This window comes from Kribbella sp. NPDC051587 (genome assembly GCF_044453945.1).
Lineage (GTDB): Bacteria > Actinomycetota > Actinomycetes > Propionibacteriales > Kribbellaceae > Kribbella.
Genome location: NZ_JBITDE010000019.1, coordinates 1 through 16,896 on the forward strand (window position 1 = coordinate 1; position 16,896 = coordinate 16,896).

The 16,896-nt window shown below is 67.5% G+C and carries 15 protein-coding genes; 7 read left to right on the plus strand and 8 right to left on the minus strand.

The genetic code is table 11. From position 1 onward, the window contains the following. The first annotated feature begins 670 nt into the window (after positions 1 to 670). Both ACIA49_RS39230 and ACIA49_RS39235 read left to right on the plus strand, forming a co-directional pair. Positions 671 to 2,212: an aldehyde dehydrogenase family protein gene (locus ACIA49_RS39230; protein WP_396383391.1), complete on the plus strand. Its 1,542-nt coding sequence runs from the start codon at positions 671 to 673 to the stop codon at positions 2,210 to 2,212. Positions 2,213 to 2,226: 14 nt separating this feature from the next. Next, positions 2,227 to 3,384, plus strand: coding sequence for an NAD(P)/FAD-dependent oxidoreductase (locus tag ACIA49_RS39235; RefSeq protein ID WP_396383392.1), 1,158 nt, complete (start codon positions 2,227 to 2,229; stop codon positions 3,382 to 3,384). 235 nt (positions 3,385 to 3,619) lie between these two features. Here ACIA49_RS39235 and ACIA49_RS39240 read toward each other — a convergent pair whose 3' ends face one another. Next, positions 3,620 to 4,273, minus strand: coding sequence for a hypothetical protein (locus ACIA49_RS39240; protein ID WP_396383394.1), 654 nt, complete (start codon positions 4,271 to 4,273; stop codon positions 3,620 to 3,622). Between the two features lie 198 nt (positions 4,274 to 4,471). Between ACIA49_RS39240 and ACIA49_RS39245 the strand changes: the two genes are divergently transcribed. Next, positions 4,472 to 5,509, plus strand: coding sequence for an ABC transporter substrate-binding protein (locus ACIA49_RS39245; protein ID WP_396383395.1), 1,038 nt, complete (start codon positions 4,472 to 4,474; stop codon positions 5,507 to 5,509). Here ACIA49_RS39245 and ACIA49_RS39250 read toward each other — a convergent pair. After that, a complete protein-coding gene (locus ACIA49_RS39250; RefSeq protein ID WP_396383397.1) occupies positions 5,500 to 6,840 on the minus strand; it encodes an aromatic amino acid lyase in 1,341 nt (446 codons plus the stop codon). The genes ACIA49_RS39245 and ACIA49_RS39250 overlap by 10 nt on opposite strands. Before the next feature lies 1 nt (position 6,841). Beyond that, a complete protein-coding gene (locus ACIA49_RS39255) occupies positions 6,842 to 7,855 on the minus strand; it encodes an ornithine cyclodeaminase family protein (protein WP_396383398.1) in 1,014 nt (337 codons plus the stop codon). 63 nt (positions 7,856 to 7,918) lie between these two features. Here ACIA49_RS39255 and ACIA49_RS39260 point away from each other — a divergent pair, with 63 nt between their 5' ends. Then, positions 7,919 to 8,617: a hypothetical protein gene (locus ACIA49_RS39260; RefSeq protein ID WP_396383400.1), complete on the plus strand. Its 699-nt coding sequence runs from the start codon at positions 7,919 to 7,921 to the stop codon at positions 8,615 to 8,617. A 1-nt stretch (position 8,618) separates the two neighbouring features. Here the strand turns inward: ACIA49_RS39260 and ACIA49_RS39265 are convergent, their stop codons facing one another. Genes ACIA49_RS39265 through ACIA49_RS39275 form a run of 3 tightly spaced genes read right to left on the minus strand, consistent with a single transcriptional unit; the run spans position 8,619 to position 10,128 of the window. Continuing rightward, on the minus strand, positions 8,619 to 8,996 hold the full coding sequence (locus ACIA49_RS39265) for a pilus assembly protein CpaE (RefSeq protein WP_396383402.1): 378 nt from the start codon (positions 8,994 to 8,996) through the stop codon (positions 8,619 to 8,621). Between the two features lie 11 nt (positions 8,997 to 9,007). Then, positions 9,008 to 9,385 carry a hypothetical protein gene (locus ACIA49_RS39270; RefSeq protein ID WP_396383403.1) on the minus strand — a complete coding sequence of 126 codons (378 nt, stop codon included), beginning with the start codon at positions 9,383 to 9,385 and terminating at the stop codon, positions 9,008 to 9,010. 29 nt (positions 9,386 to 9,414) lie between these two features. Next, positions 9,415 to 10,128: a D-alanyl-D-alanine carboxypeptidase family protein gene (locus ACIA49_RS39275; protein ID WP_396383404.1), complete on the minus strand. Its 714-nt coding sequence runs from the start codon at positions 10,126 to 10,128 to the stop codon at positions 9,415 to 9,417. Between the two features lie 173 nt (positions 10,129 to 10,301). Between ACIA49_RS39275 and ACIA49_RS39280 the strand changes: the two genes are divergently transcribed. Beyond that, positions 10,302 to 11,651: a sensor histidine kinase gene (locus tag ACIA49_RS39280; protein ID WP_396383406.1), complete on the plus strand. Its 1,350-nt coding sequence runs from the start codon at positions 10,302 to 10,304 to the stop codon at positions 11,649 to 11,651. Further along, on the plus strand, positions 11,648 to 12,385 hold the full coding sequence (locus ACIA49_RS39285) for a response regulator (protein ID WP_391542684.1): 738 nt from the start codon (positions 11,648 to 11,650) through the stop codon (positions 12,383 to 12,385). The genes ACIA49_RS39280 and ACIA49_RS39285 overlap by 4 nt, the downstream gene beginning before the upstream one ends. A gap of 179 nt (positions 12,386 to 12,564) precedes the next feature. Here ACIA49_RS39285 and ACIA49_RS39290 read toward each other — a convergent pair whose 3' ends face one another. Further along, complete coding sequence (locus tag ACIA49_RS39290) at positions 12,565 to 15,324, minus strand: hypothetical protein (RefSeq protein ID WP_396383408.1); 2,760 nt, start codon at positions 15,322 to 15,324, stop codon at positions 12,565 to 12,567. A gap of 57 nt (positions 15,325 to 15,381) precedes the next feature. Then, positions 15,382 to 15,726, minus strand: a complete 345-nt coding sequence (locus ACIA49_RS39295; protein WP_391542367.1) for an MmcQ/YjbR family DNA-binding protein — start codon at positions 15,724 to 15,726, stop codon at positions 15,382 to 15,384. A 64-nt stretch (positions 15,727 to 15,790) separates the two neighbouring features. Here ACIA49_RS39295 and ACIA49_RS39300 point away from each other — a divergent pair, with 64 nt between their 5' ends. Next, a complete protein-coding gene (locus tag ACIA49_RS39300; RefSeq protein WP_396383410.1) occupies positions 15,791 to 16,822 on the plus strand; it encodes an alpha/beta hydrolase in 1,032 nt (343 codons plus the stop codon). Positions 16,823 to 16,896: the final 74 nt, after the last annotated feature.

Below are 16,896 nucleotides of genomic sequence, written 5' to 3' on the forward strand. Positions count from 1 at the left end.
TCTCCAAGAAAGACATCATCCGCTGCCTCAAACGCCTCATCGCCCGCGAGATCTACTACACCCTCACCACACTTGACGATCTATAGGAGCATCCCTCCCTCCCCACCCCCGCCCCATTTGATGGGTTCACCCACCAAACGCACCCCCACCCACCGCGCCATTTGATGGGTTCACCTATCAGCTTGTGGGTTCCCCCACCGCATGCGGGTCCATAACCCCCCACCCCATGGGTTCACCCACCAAACGCATCGCCGCCGACCGCACCATTTGATGGGTCCACCCACCAGCTTGTGGGTTCCCCCACCGCATGCGGGACCAGAACCCCCCACCTGATGGGTTCACCCACCAAATGAGGCGCCGACCACCACCATCCGATGGGTCCACCCACCACCTTGCGGGCTCCCCCACCACATGCGGGACCAGAACCCACCACCTGATGGGTTCACCCACCAAATGGGTCGCCGACCACCACCATCCGATGGGTCCACCCACCACCTTGCGGGTTCCCCACCGCATGCGGGTCCAGAACCCACCACCTGATGGGTTCACCCACCAAATGGGTCGCCGACCACCACCATTTGATGGGTTCACCCACCAAATGCGGGTTGGGGTGGCGGGGGAGGGCTTGGTGGGTGAGGGTGGGGGTGTTCATCGAGCTGAGGGGATTCGGATGGGTGTCGACGTGGTGTCCGTGGTGGCCGGCGAGCGGGTTGCGGAGGCGGTACGTCGTACCGAGTCGACGAACCCGGCGCAGTTGAGCGACGTCGTCGGGACGGTGGGCAGCGCGGGCCCGGATGTGTTCGTGCGGGCGGCCGAGGCGGCTCGGGCGGCGCAGGGCGCGTGGGCGGCGACGCCGGCACCGCAGCGCGGTCAGGTGATCGCGAACGTCGGCCGGCTGATGACCGCCAACAAGGAGCGGCTGGCCGCGCTCGTCACCCGCGAGATCGGCAAGCCGATCGCCGAGGCGCGCGGCGAGGTCCAGGAGATCATCGACACCTGCGACTTCTTCATCGGCGAAGGTCGCCGGCTGTACGGGCAGACCGTTCCGTCCGAGATGCCGGACAAGCAGCTCTTCACCTTCCGCCGCCCGATCGGCACGGTCGCGATCATCACCGCCGGCAACTTCCCGGTCGCCGTACCGTCCTGGTACATCGTCCCGGCACTCCTCTGCGGCAACACAGTCGTCTGGAAGCCCGCGGAGTACTCGGCCGTGATGTCCGACGCGTTCTACGAGCTGTTCGCGCACGCCGGCGTACCGGCTGGGGTCTTCAACGTCGTGTACGCCGATGGTCCGGACACGTTCGCGGGGTTGGAACAGTCCCTGCAGGCCGGTCTGATCGACAAGGTCGGCTTCACCGGATCGAGCGCGGTCGGTACCCAGATCGGCGAGCTGTGCGGACGCCACCTGCAGACGCCGTGCCTGGAGCTCGGCGGCAAGAACCCGATGGTGATCAGCGCGAGCGCGGACCTCGACCTCGCCGTGGAAGGCGCCCTGTTCTCCGGCTTCGGTACGGCGGGACAACGCTGTACGTCGCTCGGCACGGTGATCGTGCACGAGTCGATCCACGATGCCTTCGTGGAGCGGTTCACCGCGGCGGTCGCCGGCGCGGCGATGGGTGATCCGACCCAGGACGTGTTGTTCGGGCCGTTGCTGGACGAGAAGTTCGCGGCCGGATTCGAGAAGTCGCTGGGCTGGATCGCCGCACATCATCGGGTGATCGGCGCGACCGGACGGGTCGGCAAGGACAACCTGCGGAATGGGTTCGTCGGCGATCCCGAGGCCGGGCTGTTCTATCACCCGGTGATCGTCGACGGCGTACGGCCCGACGACGAGCTGTTCCTGAACGAGACCTTCGGGCCGGTCGTCGGCATCACGACGTACTCGACCCTGGACGAGGCGATTGCCTTGGGCAACAAGCCTGGCTACGGGTTGTCGAGCTCGATCTACACGACCGATCCGAACGAGGCGTTCCGGTTCGCGCAGGGGATCTCGGCCGGCATGGTCAGCGTCAACAACTCGACGTCGGGTGCCGAGGCGCACCTGCCCTTCGGCGGGAACGGCAAGTCAGGCAACGGTTCCCGGCAGAGCGGCATCTGGGTGCTCGATCAGTTCACCCGCTGGCAGTCGATGAACTGGGACTACTCCGGCAAGCTACAGAAGGCCCAGATGGATACCGAGACCGTCGAGGCTGATCTGGCCTACTTAATTTGATACGGCTTGCTGCCATGACGGCCGCGCTACCGGAGACCGCTGACGTGGTGATCGTCGGCGGTGGCGTGATGGGGACGAGCATCGCGTTCCACCTGGCCGAGGCCGGGGTCGAACGCGTGCTGCTGCTGGAGCGGAACGCACTCGGTTCGGGCTCCACGTCGAAGGCGGCCGGCGGGGTCCGGGCGAACTTCTCCGATGATCTGAACATCGCCCTCGGCGCGCGCAGCCTCGAGGCGTTCGCCAACTTCGCGCAGCGGCCCGGGCAGGAGATCGACCTGCACCGGGTCGGCTATTTGTTCCTGCTCGAGAACGACGATCAGCTCGAACTCTTCCGCGAAAGCACGATCCGCCAACGCGCCGTCGGCCTGCCGACCCGGATGATCGGCGTCGACGAGACCCTGTCACTCGCTCCGATCCTCGCCCCTGATGGCTTGGCCGGCGCTTGCTTCTCCCCAGCAGACGGGCACTGTACGCCGGAGTCCGTCGTACTGGGGTATGCCACCGCCGCCCGTCGTCTCGGCGCCACCCTGATCACCGGCTGCGACGTCGTCGGTATCGATGCCGTCGGCAACAACATCACCACGGTCCGGACCAGCCTCGGCGCAGTCCGTACCAACACCGTGATCTGCGCGGCCGGCGCCTGGTCCGAGGCGCTGGCGGCGCCGCTCGGCCTCAACCTGCCGGTCACTCCACTGCGCCGTCAGATCGTGGTCACCGAGGCGATCCCCGACCTCCCGCCCACGCTGCCGATGACGATCGACTTCACCAGCACCTTCTACTTCCACTGCGAAGGTCCCGGCCTCCTCGTCGGCATGTCCGACCCCGACGAGCTCCCCGGCTTCCACCTCGACCGCACCGACGCCTGGCTCCCCCGCCTCACCACCGCGATGGAACGCCGAGCCCCGTCACTCCTCGACGTCGGCCTCACCGGCGGCTGGGCCGGCCTCTACGAGGTAACCCCCGACCACGACGCCCTGATCGGCGAAGCCGACCACCTGACCCGCTTCCTCTACGCCACCGGCTTCTCCGGCCACGGCTTCCTCCAAGGCCCCGCCGTCGGCGAAATCATCCGAGACCTCTACCTCGACCGACGCCCCTTCATCGACGTCACCCCCATGAACGCCCGCCGCTTCGCCACCGACCACCTGCGCACCGAACAAAACGTCGTCTGACCCCCGACGCCATTTCACCGGATAACCCCGCAAAGTGCCCCTTCTCCCTCCGAAATTCGACCGGAGAACCAGCAACCTCAGGGGAGATCCGTTCAAATGCCCACCACCGGGTCGGCCAGCATGGGGTTGCCCGCTCACCTGATGGGTTGCCCATCGAGATTTCAGGGGGCAACCCTCCAACTCAAGGGATATCCACCCAGTTGGAGGGTTGCGGGGCGCGGGGTGGGGCGGTCGGTTAGTTGGGGGTGGGGTTGTTGCGGGGGTCGTCGGAGGGGCTGTTCCAGTTGTCGGGGTCGCACCACTCGGCGGGCCAGCCGCGTTGGACGCAGTACTGGCGGAGGGCCTGCTCCTCGGGGGTCGGAGGCTTGGTGGTGGTGGGGCGCGAGGGCTTGACGGTCTTGGTGGTTTTGGTGGGCGTGGGCTTCGGCTGCGAGCTCGTCCGGGTCGGCGTGGGCCGGCGGGTGGGCTCGGCGGTCGCTCCGAGCGCCGTCGGAGTCGGCGTCGGCTTGCGCGCGGAGGGCGTGACGGTCGGCAGCTTCGGCGGTACGACGGGAGTCCGCGACGCCGACGGGGTTGTCGAGGCGTCGTCACCGGCGATGTGGGCAGCGGTGTCCTCGCCACCACCGCCGAACAGTCCCACCGCGGACAGCGCCCAGAAGACGACACCCATCGCCAGGATCAAGGCACCGGCTCCGGCAATCACCGTGCGCTGCGAAGGTCCGGCGTACAGGCCGATCGGACCGCGGACCGGCTCACCCTTGCCGTCGACCCAGAACTGCCAGTCGTCGGGTGCCTCGGGCCAGGAGGGGTCGGGTCGCCAGGTCTTCGGCGGAACCCAACTTCGGCGGGGCGGCGTCGGCCAGTCCGGTGGGACCACGAACCGCTTCAACGACTTCCTCCATATCGGCCACACGCGCGCAGGCTACTGGATACAACCAGTGAGCTGATACCCCCTCGGGGTGAGCTTTACGAAGAGAACGACACAGCAGGGGCGCAGGCTACTTACGACTCCGCAGCAGTCCGCGTGTCGCATTGGATTTTTCGATCAACCCGTTCAACGCACAGCAGGTCAGGTTAGGCTAAGCTTATGAACCTGTCTCGGGTCGCGGCCGGCGTTCTCACCCTGCTCGGCCTCACCACCGGCCTCGCCGCGTGCGGTCAGGGCGAGGCCCCGAAGACCACCGCCGGTGACACCGGTACGGCGGGTTTCCCGGTGACCATCGATCACCTCTTCGGCTCCACCACGATCAAGGCGAAGCCGCAGCGCGTGGTAGCGATCGGCGGCGGCGACCTGGAGGCCGCGATCGCGCTCGGCGTGGTCCCGGTCGGTGGCGCGGACTGGTTCGGCAGCACCGAGATGCGCGGCTGGGTGAAGTCGGCGCTCGGCGACCAGCCGGCTCCGAAGCTGGTGAAGTCGTTCGAGCCGAAGTTCGAGGAGATCGCCGCCCTCCAGCCGGACCTGATTCTTTACGTGAACACGATCAACGACAAGAAGGAGTTCGAGACCTTCAAAGCGATCGCGCCGACGATCGCCGCCCCGGCCGGGACCAAGAACGTGTACGGCGTGAAGTGGCAGGACCAGGTCGCCGAGATCGCCAAGGCCACCGGTACGTCGACCGAGGGCAGCGAGGTGATCAAGCAGACCGAGGCGCTGCTCACCGACGCCGCCAAGACGAATCCGGAGTTCGCGGGCAAGACCATCACCGCCGGCGTCTACACGAACGCGGTCCTGAACGCCTGGCTGCCGTCCGACCCGCGGATGCACCTACTGACTTCACTCGGCTTCAAGACCAACCCGCAGGTCGACGCGATGGAGAACGGCGACTTCTACGTCGCGATCCCGGCCGAGCAGACCGCCAAGGCCCAGGCCGACGTGATCTACCTGGCCGCCCTTGACGCCGCCGGGAAGCTCGACCCCGGGCTCGAGAAGAACAAGCTGTACAACGCACTCCCGGCCGTCCAGGGCAAGCACGTCGCGTACTTCGGTGGCGCCCCGGTGATCAACACCCCGACGCCGAGCGGTGAGTTCTCCAGCGCGTTCTCGATCGGTGGTCCGCTCGGCATCAAGTACGTCCTCCCCATCCTGATCCCCCAGTTGAAGAAGGCCATCGCCGGTCAGGGCTGAAGCACGGTCTCCAGCAGCCGGGTCAGGTCTTCCCCGAACGGTCGATCGGCAACAATCGGCGGTACGACGTCCGCTACCGCCTGCAGGCTGACCGGAAGCGGTCGCTTCGCCAGCAGATGCGCCTGATACACGGCCAGGAGCTCGCAGGCGGTGACCTCACGGGTCAGGCGCAGAGCCTCCGCGAGGTTGCCAACCGCCTCCCACGAGAAGCTCTGCACATCCTCCTGCCCGTTCGACGTCTCCGCCGTACCGATTGCCGTCGGCAACGTCAGCCGCCGCAACCGATGCGTAGTAGCCACCGCCCGTTTGTGCACGGCCACCAACCCAGCCTGCGGTCCCGGCTCGTGCGCCAACTGAGCCGGCAACCCAGTCACCGCAGGGTCCAGCAACCGATGCAGCCGCGCCGCCGAAACCTCGGCCGCATGCGCCAACGCCACCACCAATTGATCGCAGTACGCCGTCAGATCGATCCCGTGGAACCCGGCCGTCCCCACAAACTCTCCACCCAGGTACGCCGGTGAGTCCGTCACCCCATCGAACGCCCGCGCCACGGCCGCATCCAGATCGCCGATCGACCGTCGTACCTGGGCAATCACCTGCCCAGCCACCCGGAACGAAACCGGCGCCTGCAAACTCCGCGGCTCAACCTCCGGCCCAGCCAGCTCCAGCAACCGTGCCAACTCCCCAGCCAGTACGTCGTCCCCGCGCCCCGCCAGCGGCTGGTACGGCGCTCTGTTCGCCCCGACGACCGCGATCGCGCCCGCAGCAACAGCACTGAGGTGGTCGGCGAGCCGCCGCGCGCGCACGACCTGCAGAGCCGCACGGCCAGTGGCGCCCGGAATCCCCGCGAGCAAGGCGATCCCCTCTTTCGGTCCAAGCTCGAACCGCGCGAAGGTCCCGAACGCGTGCGCCAACGGGATGATCTCGCCGGCCGAGCCCGCACCCTCCAACGGAATCTGCGGCAGCCACCCACTGTTGATCAAGGCAACCAATTGCTGAACCAGCTCGACCGATACTCCCGAGTCCCCGTTCAGGAAGGTCCGCAGCCGACCGAGCAGCACCGCCCGCGCCTCGTCCGCCGGCAACCACGGCGGCCCACCGACCGCCCGCCCCAGCAACAGATTGCGTTGGTGAACAGCCTGCTCGGACGAGGTCAACCGAACCTTGCTCATGGCACCCATCCCCGTGTTCACGCCGTACACGAGCTCGCCAGAGTCGAGTGCCGCCAGCACCTCAGCCCGGATGGCGGCCAGATGGTCGAGAAGCGGCTGTGCGATCTCCAGCTGCGAGGCGCTGCTCGGATCGACGTCGGACGCCTGGTTGATCAGCATGTCAGTGGAACCTCAGCATCGTGCCGACGTCGGCCGCCTCGGCCTTCTGCAGGATCAGATACGCGATCGCCACATCCAGCAACGACAACCCCCGATGCCAGAACAAGTTGCGCTCGGCATCATCCGTTCGCCCGGGCTTCTGTCCCGACACGATCTGCCCCAACTCGGCGTACAGGGTCGAGGGCGACAACCGACCCGTATCCACGTGCCGCCGCAGCGCACCGAACGATCCCGACTGAGCCTCCCGCCAGTCGTCCACCACGACCTTGTCCATCACGTCCAGCAGATCAAGCTCAACGGCACTGACCGTCCCATAAGGCACCACAAATGCCCCCGGTTTGACCGCGGAGGTCCGCAGCAACGGCTCCGGCTCCATCAAGCGGGTAGCCTCGACCAGAACATCGGCCCCGTCGAACGCTTCTTCCGCCGTCGCAACTACCCGCACCGGCGTCGACAGCTCCTCCGACAGCTCAGCCGCGAACTTCTCCCGAGACTCCGGCCGCCGCGAGGTCACCCGAATCTCGTCCAGATCAAAGAGATCATCGAGCATCGTCACGTTCCACCACGCGGTCCCGCGGGCACCGGCGTGCGCCAGGATCTTGCTGTCCCGCCGAGCCAAATACCGCGCACCGACCGTCGTCATCGCACCGGTCCGAGCCGCGGTGATGAACGTCGCGTCCAGCACAGCCAGCGGTACGCCGGTCGTCGGGTCGAACAACGTCGCCATCGCCAGCTCACTCGGCAATCCACGCTGGTAGTTCGGCACGAAGTCCCCGACGACCTTCACCCCACTGATCCCGTGGGAACCCAGCCCGTCCAAGTGACCGCGCAGCACATTGAAATGACCGATCCCGCCGTTCGACGGCATCAGGTGCACCCGCGGCTCGAACGAGGTCCGGCCCAGACCGTGCTCGCGCACCGCCCCCTCGACCGCGTCCACGATCTCGGTCCGGGTCAGCCCCAGCGAATCGATCTCGGGGCCGCTCAGGAAGCGCAGCCAGATACCCTCGGTCACCAAGTCTCCTTCGGTCGTCTCCTTCGATACTAAAGTTCCGGCCGCGAACGCTAGCTTCGAAGCATGCAGAGCAAGACGGTGATCGGGCACTCCGTCACGGACAAGGTCGTCCTGTACGGCGGTCTGCCGTTGGCCGGCGCCGTCCTCGGGTTCTTCCTGCCCCGGATCGCGGACTGGGCGAGCCGGCAGAAGTGGGTCCCGTTCCAGGGACCGCTGGAGCTGGTCGCCCGCTGGGACGGCTGGTGGGTCGTCGTGGTGTGCGTCGCGGTCGGCCTGCTCGGCGGTCTGTTGCTGGCTGCGATGGCGCTCGACGACACCCTCAAGGTGACGATCACCAACGACTCGGTGGAGTTCCTGAAGAACGAGAAGACCGTCACCGTCCCGCGCGCCAAGGTCGCGACCGGGTTCCTGGACGGCAAGGAGATCGTGCTGCTGGACGCCACCACCCGCGAGCTCGCGCGGGAGAAGCACGACCAGTTCAAGAGCGACGCCCAGAAGATCCCGCGGGCGTTCCGCGCGCACGGTTATCCGTGGTCGGAGGCCGGTGATCCGCACGAGGACCGGTTCCGGCGCTGGGTCGAGGACGAACCCGAGCTGCCGCCGGGAGCGAACGCCGTACTGAAGGCGCGGGCGAAGAGCTTCGGTGACGGCGACAAGGGCAAGGCCGACCTGCGCGAGCTTCGCGACGAGGTGGCCAAACTCGGCTACACCGTGAAGGACAAGGACAAGAAGCAGTACTGGCGCCCGAACACCCTGCGGTGACTCAAGCGCCCAGAAGATGCAGTACGGCGTCCGCGTACGCCTGCTCGGCGTCCGGCGAACTGTGCGCGGAGCCGGTCAGCTCCACGGTGTAACCGGCCTCCAGCCGGACGAAGTGTGTACCCAGCAGAGCGCGGAGCTGCTCCTCACGAGGGAGCCAGATCACCTCGCGTTGCTCGATGCTGTCCAGCGCCCACTCCGTGGTGCCGTTGAAGCCGATCACTTTGCTGCCCTGGTAGTCGTGCACCTCGACGGTCATGTCGCTCACCACGAACACGTCGTCGTCCATCTCCCGGTCCGGTACGACGAACCGGTCGCCGGCCGCGGGTGTCCACAGGACACCCGCCTTACGTAACCGTGCTGCCTGCTCCAGGGTGATCACACATTCCAGTGTTACCGCTCCAGCGCTGTACGCAACTCGGCGGCCCGGTGCGCGATCCGGTCCCGGCACTCGGTGGTGAGCGGCAGGTCGAGCAGCGCGGTCGCCTGCAGGTGTGTCAGCGCCAGCTCTTGGCGCAGCCGCCGTACGGCGGTCTCCCGGTCTCCCGCGGCCCCCAGCACCGCGGCGACCTCGTCCCGGCGCTCGAAAGCAGCCAGTACGCCGTCGTAGATCTCCAACTGCGTGTACGCCGACCGGTCCGGCTCCGGCACGATCTTCTCCCCCTTGGCGGCGGTCTCGCCGGCACGGATCACCTGCCGCCAGAGAGCGGGAACGGTGAGCCGGGCGCGGGTGTACCGCGTCGGCATCGGCTGTGCGTAGGTCATCGTCATGATCTGCTCCTGGCGGTGGTGAGGGTGGACTATTTGTGGGCCGTCGAGCTGGCTTCGCGCGGCGGGCACTTGGTTCCTGGCGTGGTCAGTGCTTCGAAGTGCCAGGGTTCGTTGTCGTAGCGGCGGCAGACGCCGTAGCGCCAGCCGTTCTTGTCCAGCCACTGCATGGCGGCGGCCGGCTTGATGTCGACGGCCTTGCCCTGCACGTGCGCGGACTTGGAAGGCGGCAGCACCCAGCGAGTCGCCTCGCGGTACGAGCCGTACTTCTTGATCGCCTCGTTCAGCAGCCGCTGCTGCTTGGCGGCACTGCGCCGGGCCGAGTTGATCCGGATCGTGACACCGTCGGCGCGGGCCGCGACCATCGCCTTCTTCAGCCGGGACTTCAGCTTGGGCGAGAGACCGTTGATGCTCTCCTCGCCGTACTCCGCTGTCGGTGCCGTCGTCGGTTTCGGCTTCGGCTTCGGGCTGGTCGTCGCCTTGGGTTCGGGTTTCGGACTGTGTGTCGGCGTCGGAGTGGGCGTGATCTCGGCCTTGACGGTGGCACTCGGCGGGATGGAGACGGCCGGAGCGATCTGCGCCGAGATCACCGGTTCCTTGTCGGCAGTCGGCGAGAAGAACTCGCCCAGCTGCGCGTGCCAGATCAGCAGCGAGCCGATCACTGTCACCATCACGGCCAGCCCAGTCACGGACAGCAACCGCGACCGCACGGTACGGCGTGGCCGCTGCGGTAGCTGTTCGGTCATGGGTACAGCCTCTCGGATTGCCATCGATGTCACATCGGTCCCAGGGACCGTCCTCCTGGGCCGCGAGTAGGCCCTGAGTATCAGTTCGGACGTCCGGACTCGTCCGAAAGTTGGAGACTTTCCGTCCGCTGTGACGAAGCGTTACTCAGAGTCGGATGACTACGCTGGGCAACATGACCGCATGGCGACGCCTGTCGCAGCTCCAGCAGGACCTGTTGGTGGCTGCCGTTGTCGCCGTTGTCTGGTTCGTCGGACTCGGTGTGATCGACGGCAGTTGGCTGCGGCCGCAGAACCCGATGGTCTCCGCGGTCACCGGCATCTTCCTGATCGCCACCATCGCCTTCGGCCGTCGTAGTCCCCGCACGACCCTGATCACCGTCGCCGTCCTCTACCCGCTCGTGTACGCCGCGGTCGGTACCGGTCTGGCCGCCCAGCTCGGGCTGACCATGTTCGGGCAGCCCAAGATCGCCGACGCCGCACTGCAGTCCGAGATCCACCTGGCCCCGCTGCTGGTGGCCGGCTACATCGCCGCGTCCAACGGCGTCCGGCGCCTGGTCAGCGGCTTCTTCGCGATGGGCAGCCTGGCCGGGCTGATGATCGGCCTGCCGACCGTGGTCGCGATCGTGCTGAGCCATGTCGACCGCGCGGTGCTCTACGGCAAGCGGTACGCAGCCCTGCCGAGAGATCTGCAGAGCCTCTACAGCTATATCGACGTCTCGCTCTTCGTCTTCGCGGAGGCCCTGATCTGCGGCATGGTGCTGCTCGGCGCCGACGCCCGCCGGCGTCGCAAGAGCGTCGCGGTCCTGGAGCAACGCAACGCCGAACTGGTCCGGCTGCGCGCGGCCGCGGCCGAGCAGGCGGCGGTCGCCGAGCGCACCCGGATCGCCCGCGACCTGCACGACGTCATCTCGCACCACGTCAGCGCGGTCGTGATCCGCGCCCAGGCCGCCGACCGGGTCGCCGATCAGCGGCCCGAGGTCCTGCGTGAGGCGATCCGCTGGATCATTGCCAGCGGCAAGGAAGCGCTGACCGCGATGCGCGAGACAGTCCGAGTGCTCAACGCGTCCTCAGGCGCCGAGCCGACAGATTCCGGCGGCGGTACGGCGCCGGTCCCCGACCTGGACGACGTGGCCCGGATGGGTGAGCGGCTCAAGGCGGTCGGGATCGACGTCGCCATGTTCCTGCCGACCCGGCAGCAGCAGCTCACCACGGCCACCGATCTGACCGCCGTACGGATCATTCAGGAGGCCTTGACCAACGTCATGGTGCACGCGAAGGCCACCGCGGCTCGGGTGACCTGGCAGAGTAGTCCGCAGGGCGAACTCCTCACCATCGACGACAACGGCAGCGGTGGCCCACCACCGGTGAACGTGCTGGAGACCGCCCGGCGAAGCGAGAGCGGCCGTGGGAACGGTCTGATCGGGATGCGCGAACGGGCCACAGCGGTTGGCGGCACACTGGCCGTCGCGGCGGGCCCCTTGGGTGGATGGAGAGTGCAGGCATGGCTGCCGCCGCAGAACTGAGTGACCAGATCCGGATCCTGGTGGCTGACGACCAGGGCGTGATCCGGATGGGCCTGGCGATGATCCTCGACCACGAGCCGGACCTGGTCACGGTCGCGCAGGCCGGCGACGGCGCGGAGGCGCTGCGGATGATCGACCAGTTCGACCCTGACGTCGTACTGATGGACATCCGGATGCCGGTGATGGACGGTCTGGTCGCGACCGAGCGCATCACCACAGCGAACAAGGCCGCCGGGCGGTCGAAACCCGCCGTACTGGTGCTGACGACGTTCGACGACGAGGCTTATGTACTGAGTGCGGTGCGGGCTGGGGCGTCCGGATTCCTGCTCAAGGACACCGATCCGGACCTGCTGGTCGCAGCCGTCCGAGCCGTGCACCGCGGAGACTCACTGGTCGACCCGGCGTCGACGCGCGTCCTGCTGGAGCGATGTGTCGAGCTGGAACGGCAAGTCGGCGGTACGGCGTCCTCCGCGCCCGCCCAGCCGGATGCGCGCTGGGCGGGACTACTCAGCCAGTTGAGCGAGCGTGAGCGGGAGATCCTGGTCTGGATGGCCCGCGGGCTGTCGAACCGCGACCTCGCCAGCAAGCTGTTCGTCAGCGAGACCACGGTGAAGACCCACGTCAGCAGCGTGCTGTCCAAGCTCGGGCTGTCCAGCCGCGTCCAGGCCGTCGTCGTCGCCTACGAGGCCGGTGTGGTCCGGCCGGGCGAGGCGGAAGTGCGCTGGGACGCTTAAAGAAACAGCCAGGCGGCCGTAGCCGCCACGGCAAGGAGTAGTACAACGGTCAGTGTCTGGCTGAGCACCGACGCCTTACGGCGTTCGGGCAGAAAGTCCCCGGTCATACCTTCAAGGATGCTTGGCGAATCGCCGCCACCCATCGGCCGCCAGGATGGTCTTCCGGTCATCCTGAAGGACTAGGCGACCGGGCACCAGCTCGGCGATTCGGACCGCTGGCCGCAGACGATCGTTGCCTTCGGCACTGGTCCGCCGCGCTGGAAGGTGACGATCGCGACCGGTTTGTTCACCGGTACCCGCTGCGCGATGCTGCCGCCGAAGTCGATCGGCCCGGACACTCCCTGGTAGCCGCGCTTGGCGCCGTCCGCGTCGGTGATCGACTGCAGTGCGGACCAGACCGTCCCGCCGTTCACCGCGATGCTGTCCCGCCGCAGGTAGCTGGTCGCCAGCACGATCGCGTACGCCGCGTCGTAGCTGAGCGCGGCATGACCGTCCAGGCTGCGGCCGCGATCGGTCTTCTCGTACGGGAACAGTTCCTGCAGCCGCACATAGAAGTCGGCCGACTGCGGCGACGCGTTCTGCAGCAGGTCGGGGGCCAATGCGAGCGCCAGATACTGGAACGGGATCGACTGGTTCAGGCCGCTGACCCCGCGATCGGCGACGTACTTGGTCGTGTCGTCGCCACCGATGATGTACGGCGGCCTGGTCCGGCAGCGATCCTGGATGCCCCCGAGGAACGCCTGGAAGTCGACCTGACCGCGACCGGCGAAGAACACGACCTCGCCTTGGTGATCGCACGCCTCCCGACCGGCGGCGGCCGGATCGACAGCACCACCCTGGGAGCTGTAGGAGGACGAGCTACCGGGAATCCCTACGGCCGCGAACGCCTGCACCACGTCCTTGGCCAGGTTCTGGCTGTAGGTGTCGGCCGGGTCGTCGGACTTGTAGACGGTGAGCTTGGGTTTCAGCGCGTGGCCGAATGGATCCTTGCCGGTCGCGAGCTGGTTCCGGACGTGGGCCGCGACGACCGCCGCCTCGCGCCGGTTCTGCGGGCTGATCTGCAGGTACATCCGGCTGACGTCGACCATCTGGTCCGCGGTCAGTGTGGCCGCGACGGTCGGCAGTCCGACCGCGGCGAGCTTGCGGATCATGTCCTGCGTCGACTGTCGGCTCTCGACCATGCCGACCACTGCCACGACCGACGGATCCTTCTGGGCCAAGGCGCCGAGCTGCGCCGCGACCCGATCGGCATGCCGGTACCGCGGTCCCGCGTTGGCGATCAGCACCCGCAGGATCGGCTCATAGCGCTGCGCCGGCTTCCCGAGCTGGACAGCCTGCGCAACCGCGAGACCGGCCAACTGCTCGCGCTCCGCGGTGAAGCCGCCCGGACTCGACGACCCGTCGCTCGCCGAGGTCAGGGAGGCCAGCGTGATCACCGGCCGCTCCGGCTCCAGCTTGCTCAGCTCGGCGGCCTTCCGGTTCTGCTCGAGAATCTTGGCCCCCACCGGACCGAACGAGTCGCTCGGATACAGCAACGAGTTCGTCCCGTCGGTCAGCCCGACACAGTCGCCGTCGACCTTGGCCACCGAGCTGTCCACGGCCTCGAAGAACAGCCACCGGAACCCGTCGCCACCACAGTGCCGCCGATCATCCAGTACGCCGAAGCCGCCGTACGCCGCTGCCAGTACGGCGAGCACGGTCCCGATGATCAACCACCCACCGGTACGTCGCCGCCACCACGGACCGATCACGCGCTGGAAGCGGACCTCGCGCTCTTCCTCGGTCGTCACGGCCGCCGGCCGGTTCTTCAGACTGAGCTTGCGGGTCGCCGCGACCTGACTCGCACCGATCGGAAAGGTCAGCAGCCAGGCCCCGATCCAGCGCTGCAGGCTCTCCTGCAGATGCCGGGCCCGCCAGGCAGCCACACTCTCGTCGACCTTGGCTTCGCCGGGCTCCAACGCCAGCGGCGGGACCTTCCGGCCGATCGTCACCAGCAGCAGCGGATCGAAGCGCATGGTGTCGTTGCGAACCTCGGCCACCATCCGGACCAGCAGATAGCCACCGTTGGTCCGGCTGATCGGACCGACCAGCAGGATCGGGTGCGTCGCGCGGTGCTTGTGAATCCACTCGACCCGTCGGAACCCGGCCCGGAGATCCTCCAGGAACGCGTTCACCAGCAGACCGGCGAATCGCTCGGGGTCCTGTTCCGGCCGCTTGTCCCGGGTGATCCGCCGAGCCAGCTCGAACAGGTTGTCGTCGCCGCGGGCCAGGTAGGGCTGGTTGCGCAACCAGCGATAGCCGCCGGACAGCACCGGCACCCGTCCGCTGTTCCGCAGCCAGAAGAACGTCGGCAGCAACCACAGCGTCAGTACCTGCAGCCAGCCGGGCAGCTGGAGCTGGATGCGGGCCCACACGCCGTCGCCGTCGCCGACGCCACCGACCGCGCGCCGGTACAGAGCACGCCGTACCTGCTTGGCTTCGGTGAAGGACTCGCCCATCAGCCAACGGACCAGGTCGTAGCGCGGGAAGTCGTACCCGCCGGAGCGGTTGTCCTTCAGACCTGCGGTCGCACGGTCGAGCAGGCTGACCAGCTCGTCGACCTCCTCGGTCGACACCGGCTTGAGCTCGGCGTCCGGGCCGTCTGTCGGCGACTTGTCCTCGAGGCCAACAACGAAGTGCGGTACCTGCAGCTCGGGCGACTTCGCCCCCTCCGGGCGCAGCCGGTCCGACAGCATCCGCAGTACGACGGGGCTGGCCGGCTGGCCTTGCCGGGCAGGCTTCTCCAGGTCGAGCGGCTCCTGGACACACGCGAAGATCGGGAGTGCTTCGTCGCGCTCGTGCCGCAGGCTGTGCTCGAACCGATTGAGGCTGCGCCTCCGGTACACCTCAGCCAGGCACTCGGCCAGCTGGCTGAACCCCAGCGGCACTCTCTCGGCCATGCACTCCCCCAGATCCTCACGGTCGAGGGGACAACCTACCCATTCCGCTGCACTCCGTCACAGGTTTGCCAAGAACTCCTCACGCACCCTTTTCGGTACACACAGCGCCCAGGCGTCGATGACGAGCTCGCGGAGTTCGTCGTACTCGAGGGCTTCCAGCCGTACGACGATCCACTGGTACCGCTCGTCGGACTTGCTGGGCGGGAGGAACTTGTCCGGCTCCGCCGCCAGCGCGGCCGCCCGTTCCTCGCGCGGGAACCCGATCCCGATCGTCTGCTCGTCCGGCGCCACCGCCAGGTACACGATCCGGCCGACGCGGAACTTGATCCGGTCCCGGACCAGCACCTCGTAGCTGCGCGGCAGATCCGCTGTCGCTGCCCGAATGTCCGTGAGATCGACCACCTCCCCACGATAAGCCGCTATGACTGACAGGTGTTGTCAGCGTTTCTGCCAGTACCGTGTGCGGATGCCTGATGTTGTGAGCGCTGTCGAAGGCGCTGAGGTGGTGTTCCGCCTCAGCGATCCTGCGCATGCGCTCACGGGCGTGCGGCTGTGGCAGGAGCTGGGGCTCGCGGCAGAGCTACTGGAGTTCAAGCCAGTCGACTTCGGCTGGGAGCTGCGGCTGGCGCGGCCGTCGGTGCACCGGATGGAGTACCTGTTCGACATCGCCGACGAGGGGATGCGGACCGATCCGACCAACCCGCGGGTGGTCGGGGGCGCATTCGGTGAGCACTCGTGGCTGCCGCTGCCGGGGTATGTCGAGCCGGCCTGGATCAGCGTCGACCCGGTGGCGTCCACGCTGACCCCACTGACGGTGGAGTCGCCGGTCGGGCCCATCGACGTACAGGTGTGGGCTCCTGACGGGATCACACCCGCTTTCGAGTTGCCGTTGCTGCTGTCGCATGACGGGCCCGAGTTCGCCATGTACGCCGGTCTGACGCACTACGCCGGTGCCATGGTCGCGTCCGCGGAGCTCCCGCCGTTCCGGCTCGCCCTGATCCGGCCGACCACCCGCAACCTCTGGTACGCCGCCAATCCGCAGTACGCCGAGGCTCTGACCCAGCGGGTGCTCCCGGCGCTGGCGACGCAGTACAAGAGCCGCCAGCCAGTGCTCATGGGCGCGAGCCTGGGCGCACTGGCTGCCCTGTACGCCGAGTGGCACCACCCCGGCACATTTGAGGGGCTGTTCCTGCAGTCGGGGTCGTTCTTCACCCCGGACACGGACCCACAGGAGTCCCGGTTCGAGTTCTACGCCGAGGTGACCAGTTTCGTCCGTGAGGTGCTGGCGGCTACCGCTGCACCGAGCACACCGGCTGTCTCGATGACTGCGGGTGCCACCGAGGAGAACGTGCACAACAACCGGGTGATGGCCGCGCACCTGGCCGAGCTGGGACTCCCCGTCGAGTTCGACGAGACACCGGACATGCACAACTTCACTGCCTGGCGTGACGTCCTCGATCCCGACCTGACGGGCCTGCTGAACCACATCTGGTCCTAGCCCTCGTTTGTTGCCGGGACGCGCTAAGACGAGGCATCCGAGGTAAAGACATGGCATGGTGGCTCGCGGGACAC

Excerpts from the sequence above, each read along its gene's own strand:
- ACIA49_RS39230 (WP_396383391.1), top strand. The coding sequence starts at position 671 with ATGGGTGTCGACGTGGTGTCCGTGGTGGCCGGCGAGCGGGTTGCGGAG.
- ACIA49_RS39235 (WP_396383392.1), top strand. The coding sequence starts at position 2,227 with ATGACGGCCGCGCTACCGGAGACCGCTGACGTGGTGATCGTCGGCGGT.
- ACIA49_RS39245 (WP_396383395.1), top strand. The coding sequence starts at position 4,472 with ATGAACCTGTCTCGGGTCGCGGCCGGCGTTCTCACCCTGCTCGGCCTC.
- ACIA49_RS39250 (WP_396383397.1), bottom strand. The coding sequence starts at position 6,840 with ATGCTGATCAACCAGGCGTCCGACGTCGATCCGAGCAGCGCCTCGCAG.
- ACIA49_RS39260 (WP_396383400.1), top strand. The coding sequence starts at position 7,919 with ATGCAGAGCAAGACGGTGATCGGGCACTCCGTCACGGACAAGGTCGTC.
- ACIA49_RS39270 (WP_396383403.1), bottom strand. The coding sequence starts at position 9,385 with ATGACGATGACCTACGCACAGCCGATGCCGACGCGGTACACCCGCGCC.
- ACIA49_RS39275 (WP_396383404.1), bottom strand. The coding sequence starts at position 10,128 with ATGACCGAACAGCTACCGCAGCGGCCACGCCGTACCGTGCGGTCGCGG.
- ACIA49_RS39280 (WP_396383406.1), top strand. The coding sequence starts at position 10,302 with ATGACCGCATGGCGACGCCTGTCGCAGCTCCAGCAGGACCTGTTGGTG.
- ACIA49_RS39290 (WP_396383408.1), bottom strand. The coding sequence starts at position 15,324 with ATGGCCGAGAGAGTGCCGCTGGGGTTCAGCCAGCTGGCCGAGTGCCTG.
- ACIA49_RS39300 (WP_396383410.1), top strand. The coding sequence starts at position 15,791 with ATGCCTGATGTTGTGAGCGCTGTCGAAGGCGCTGAGGTGGTGTTCCGC.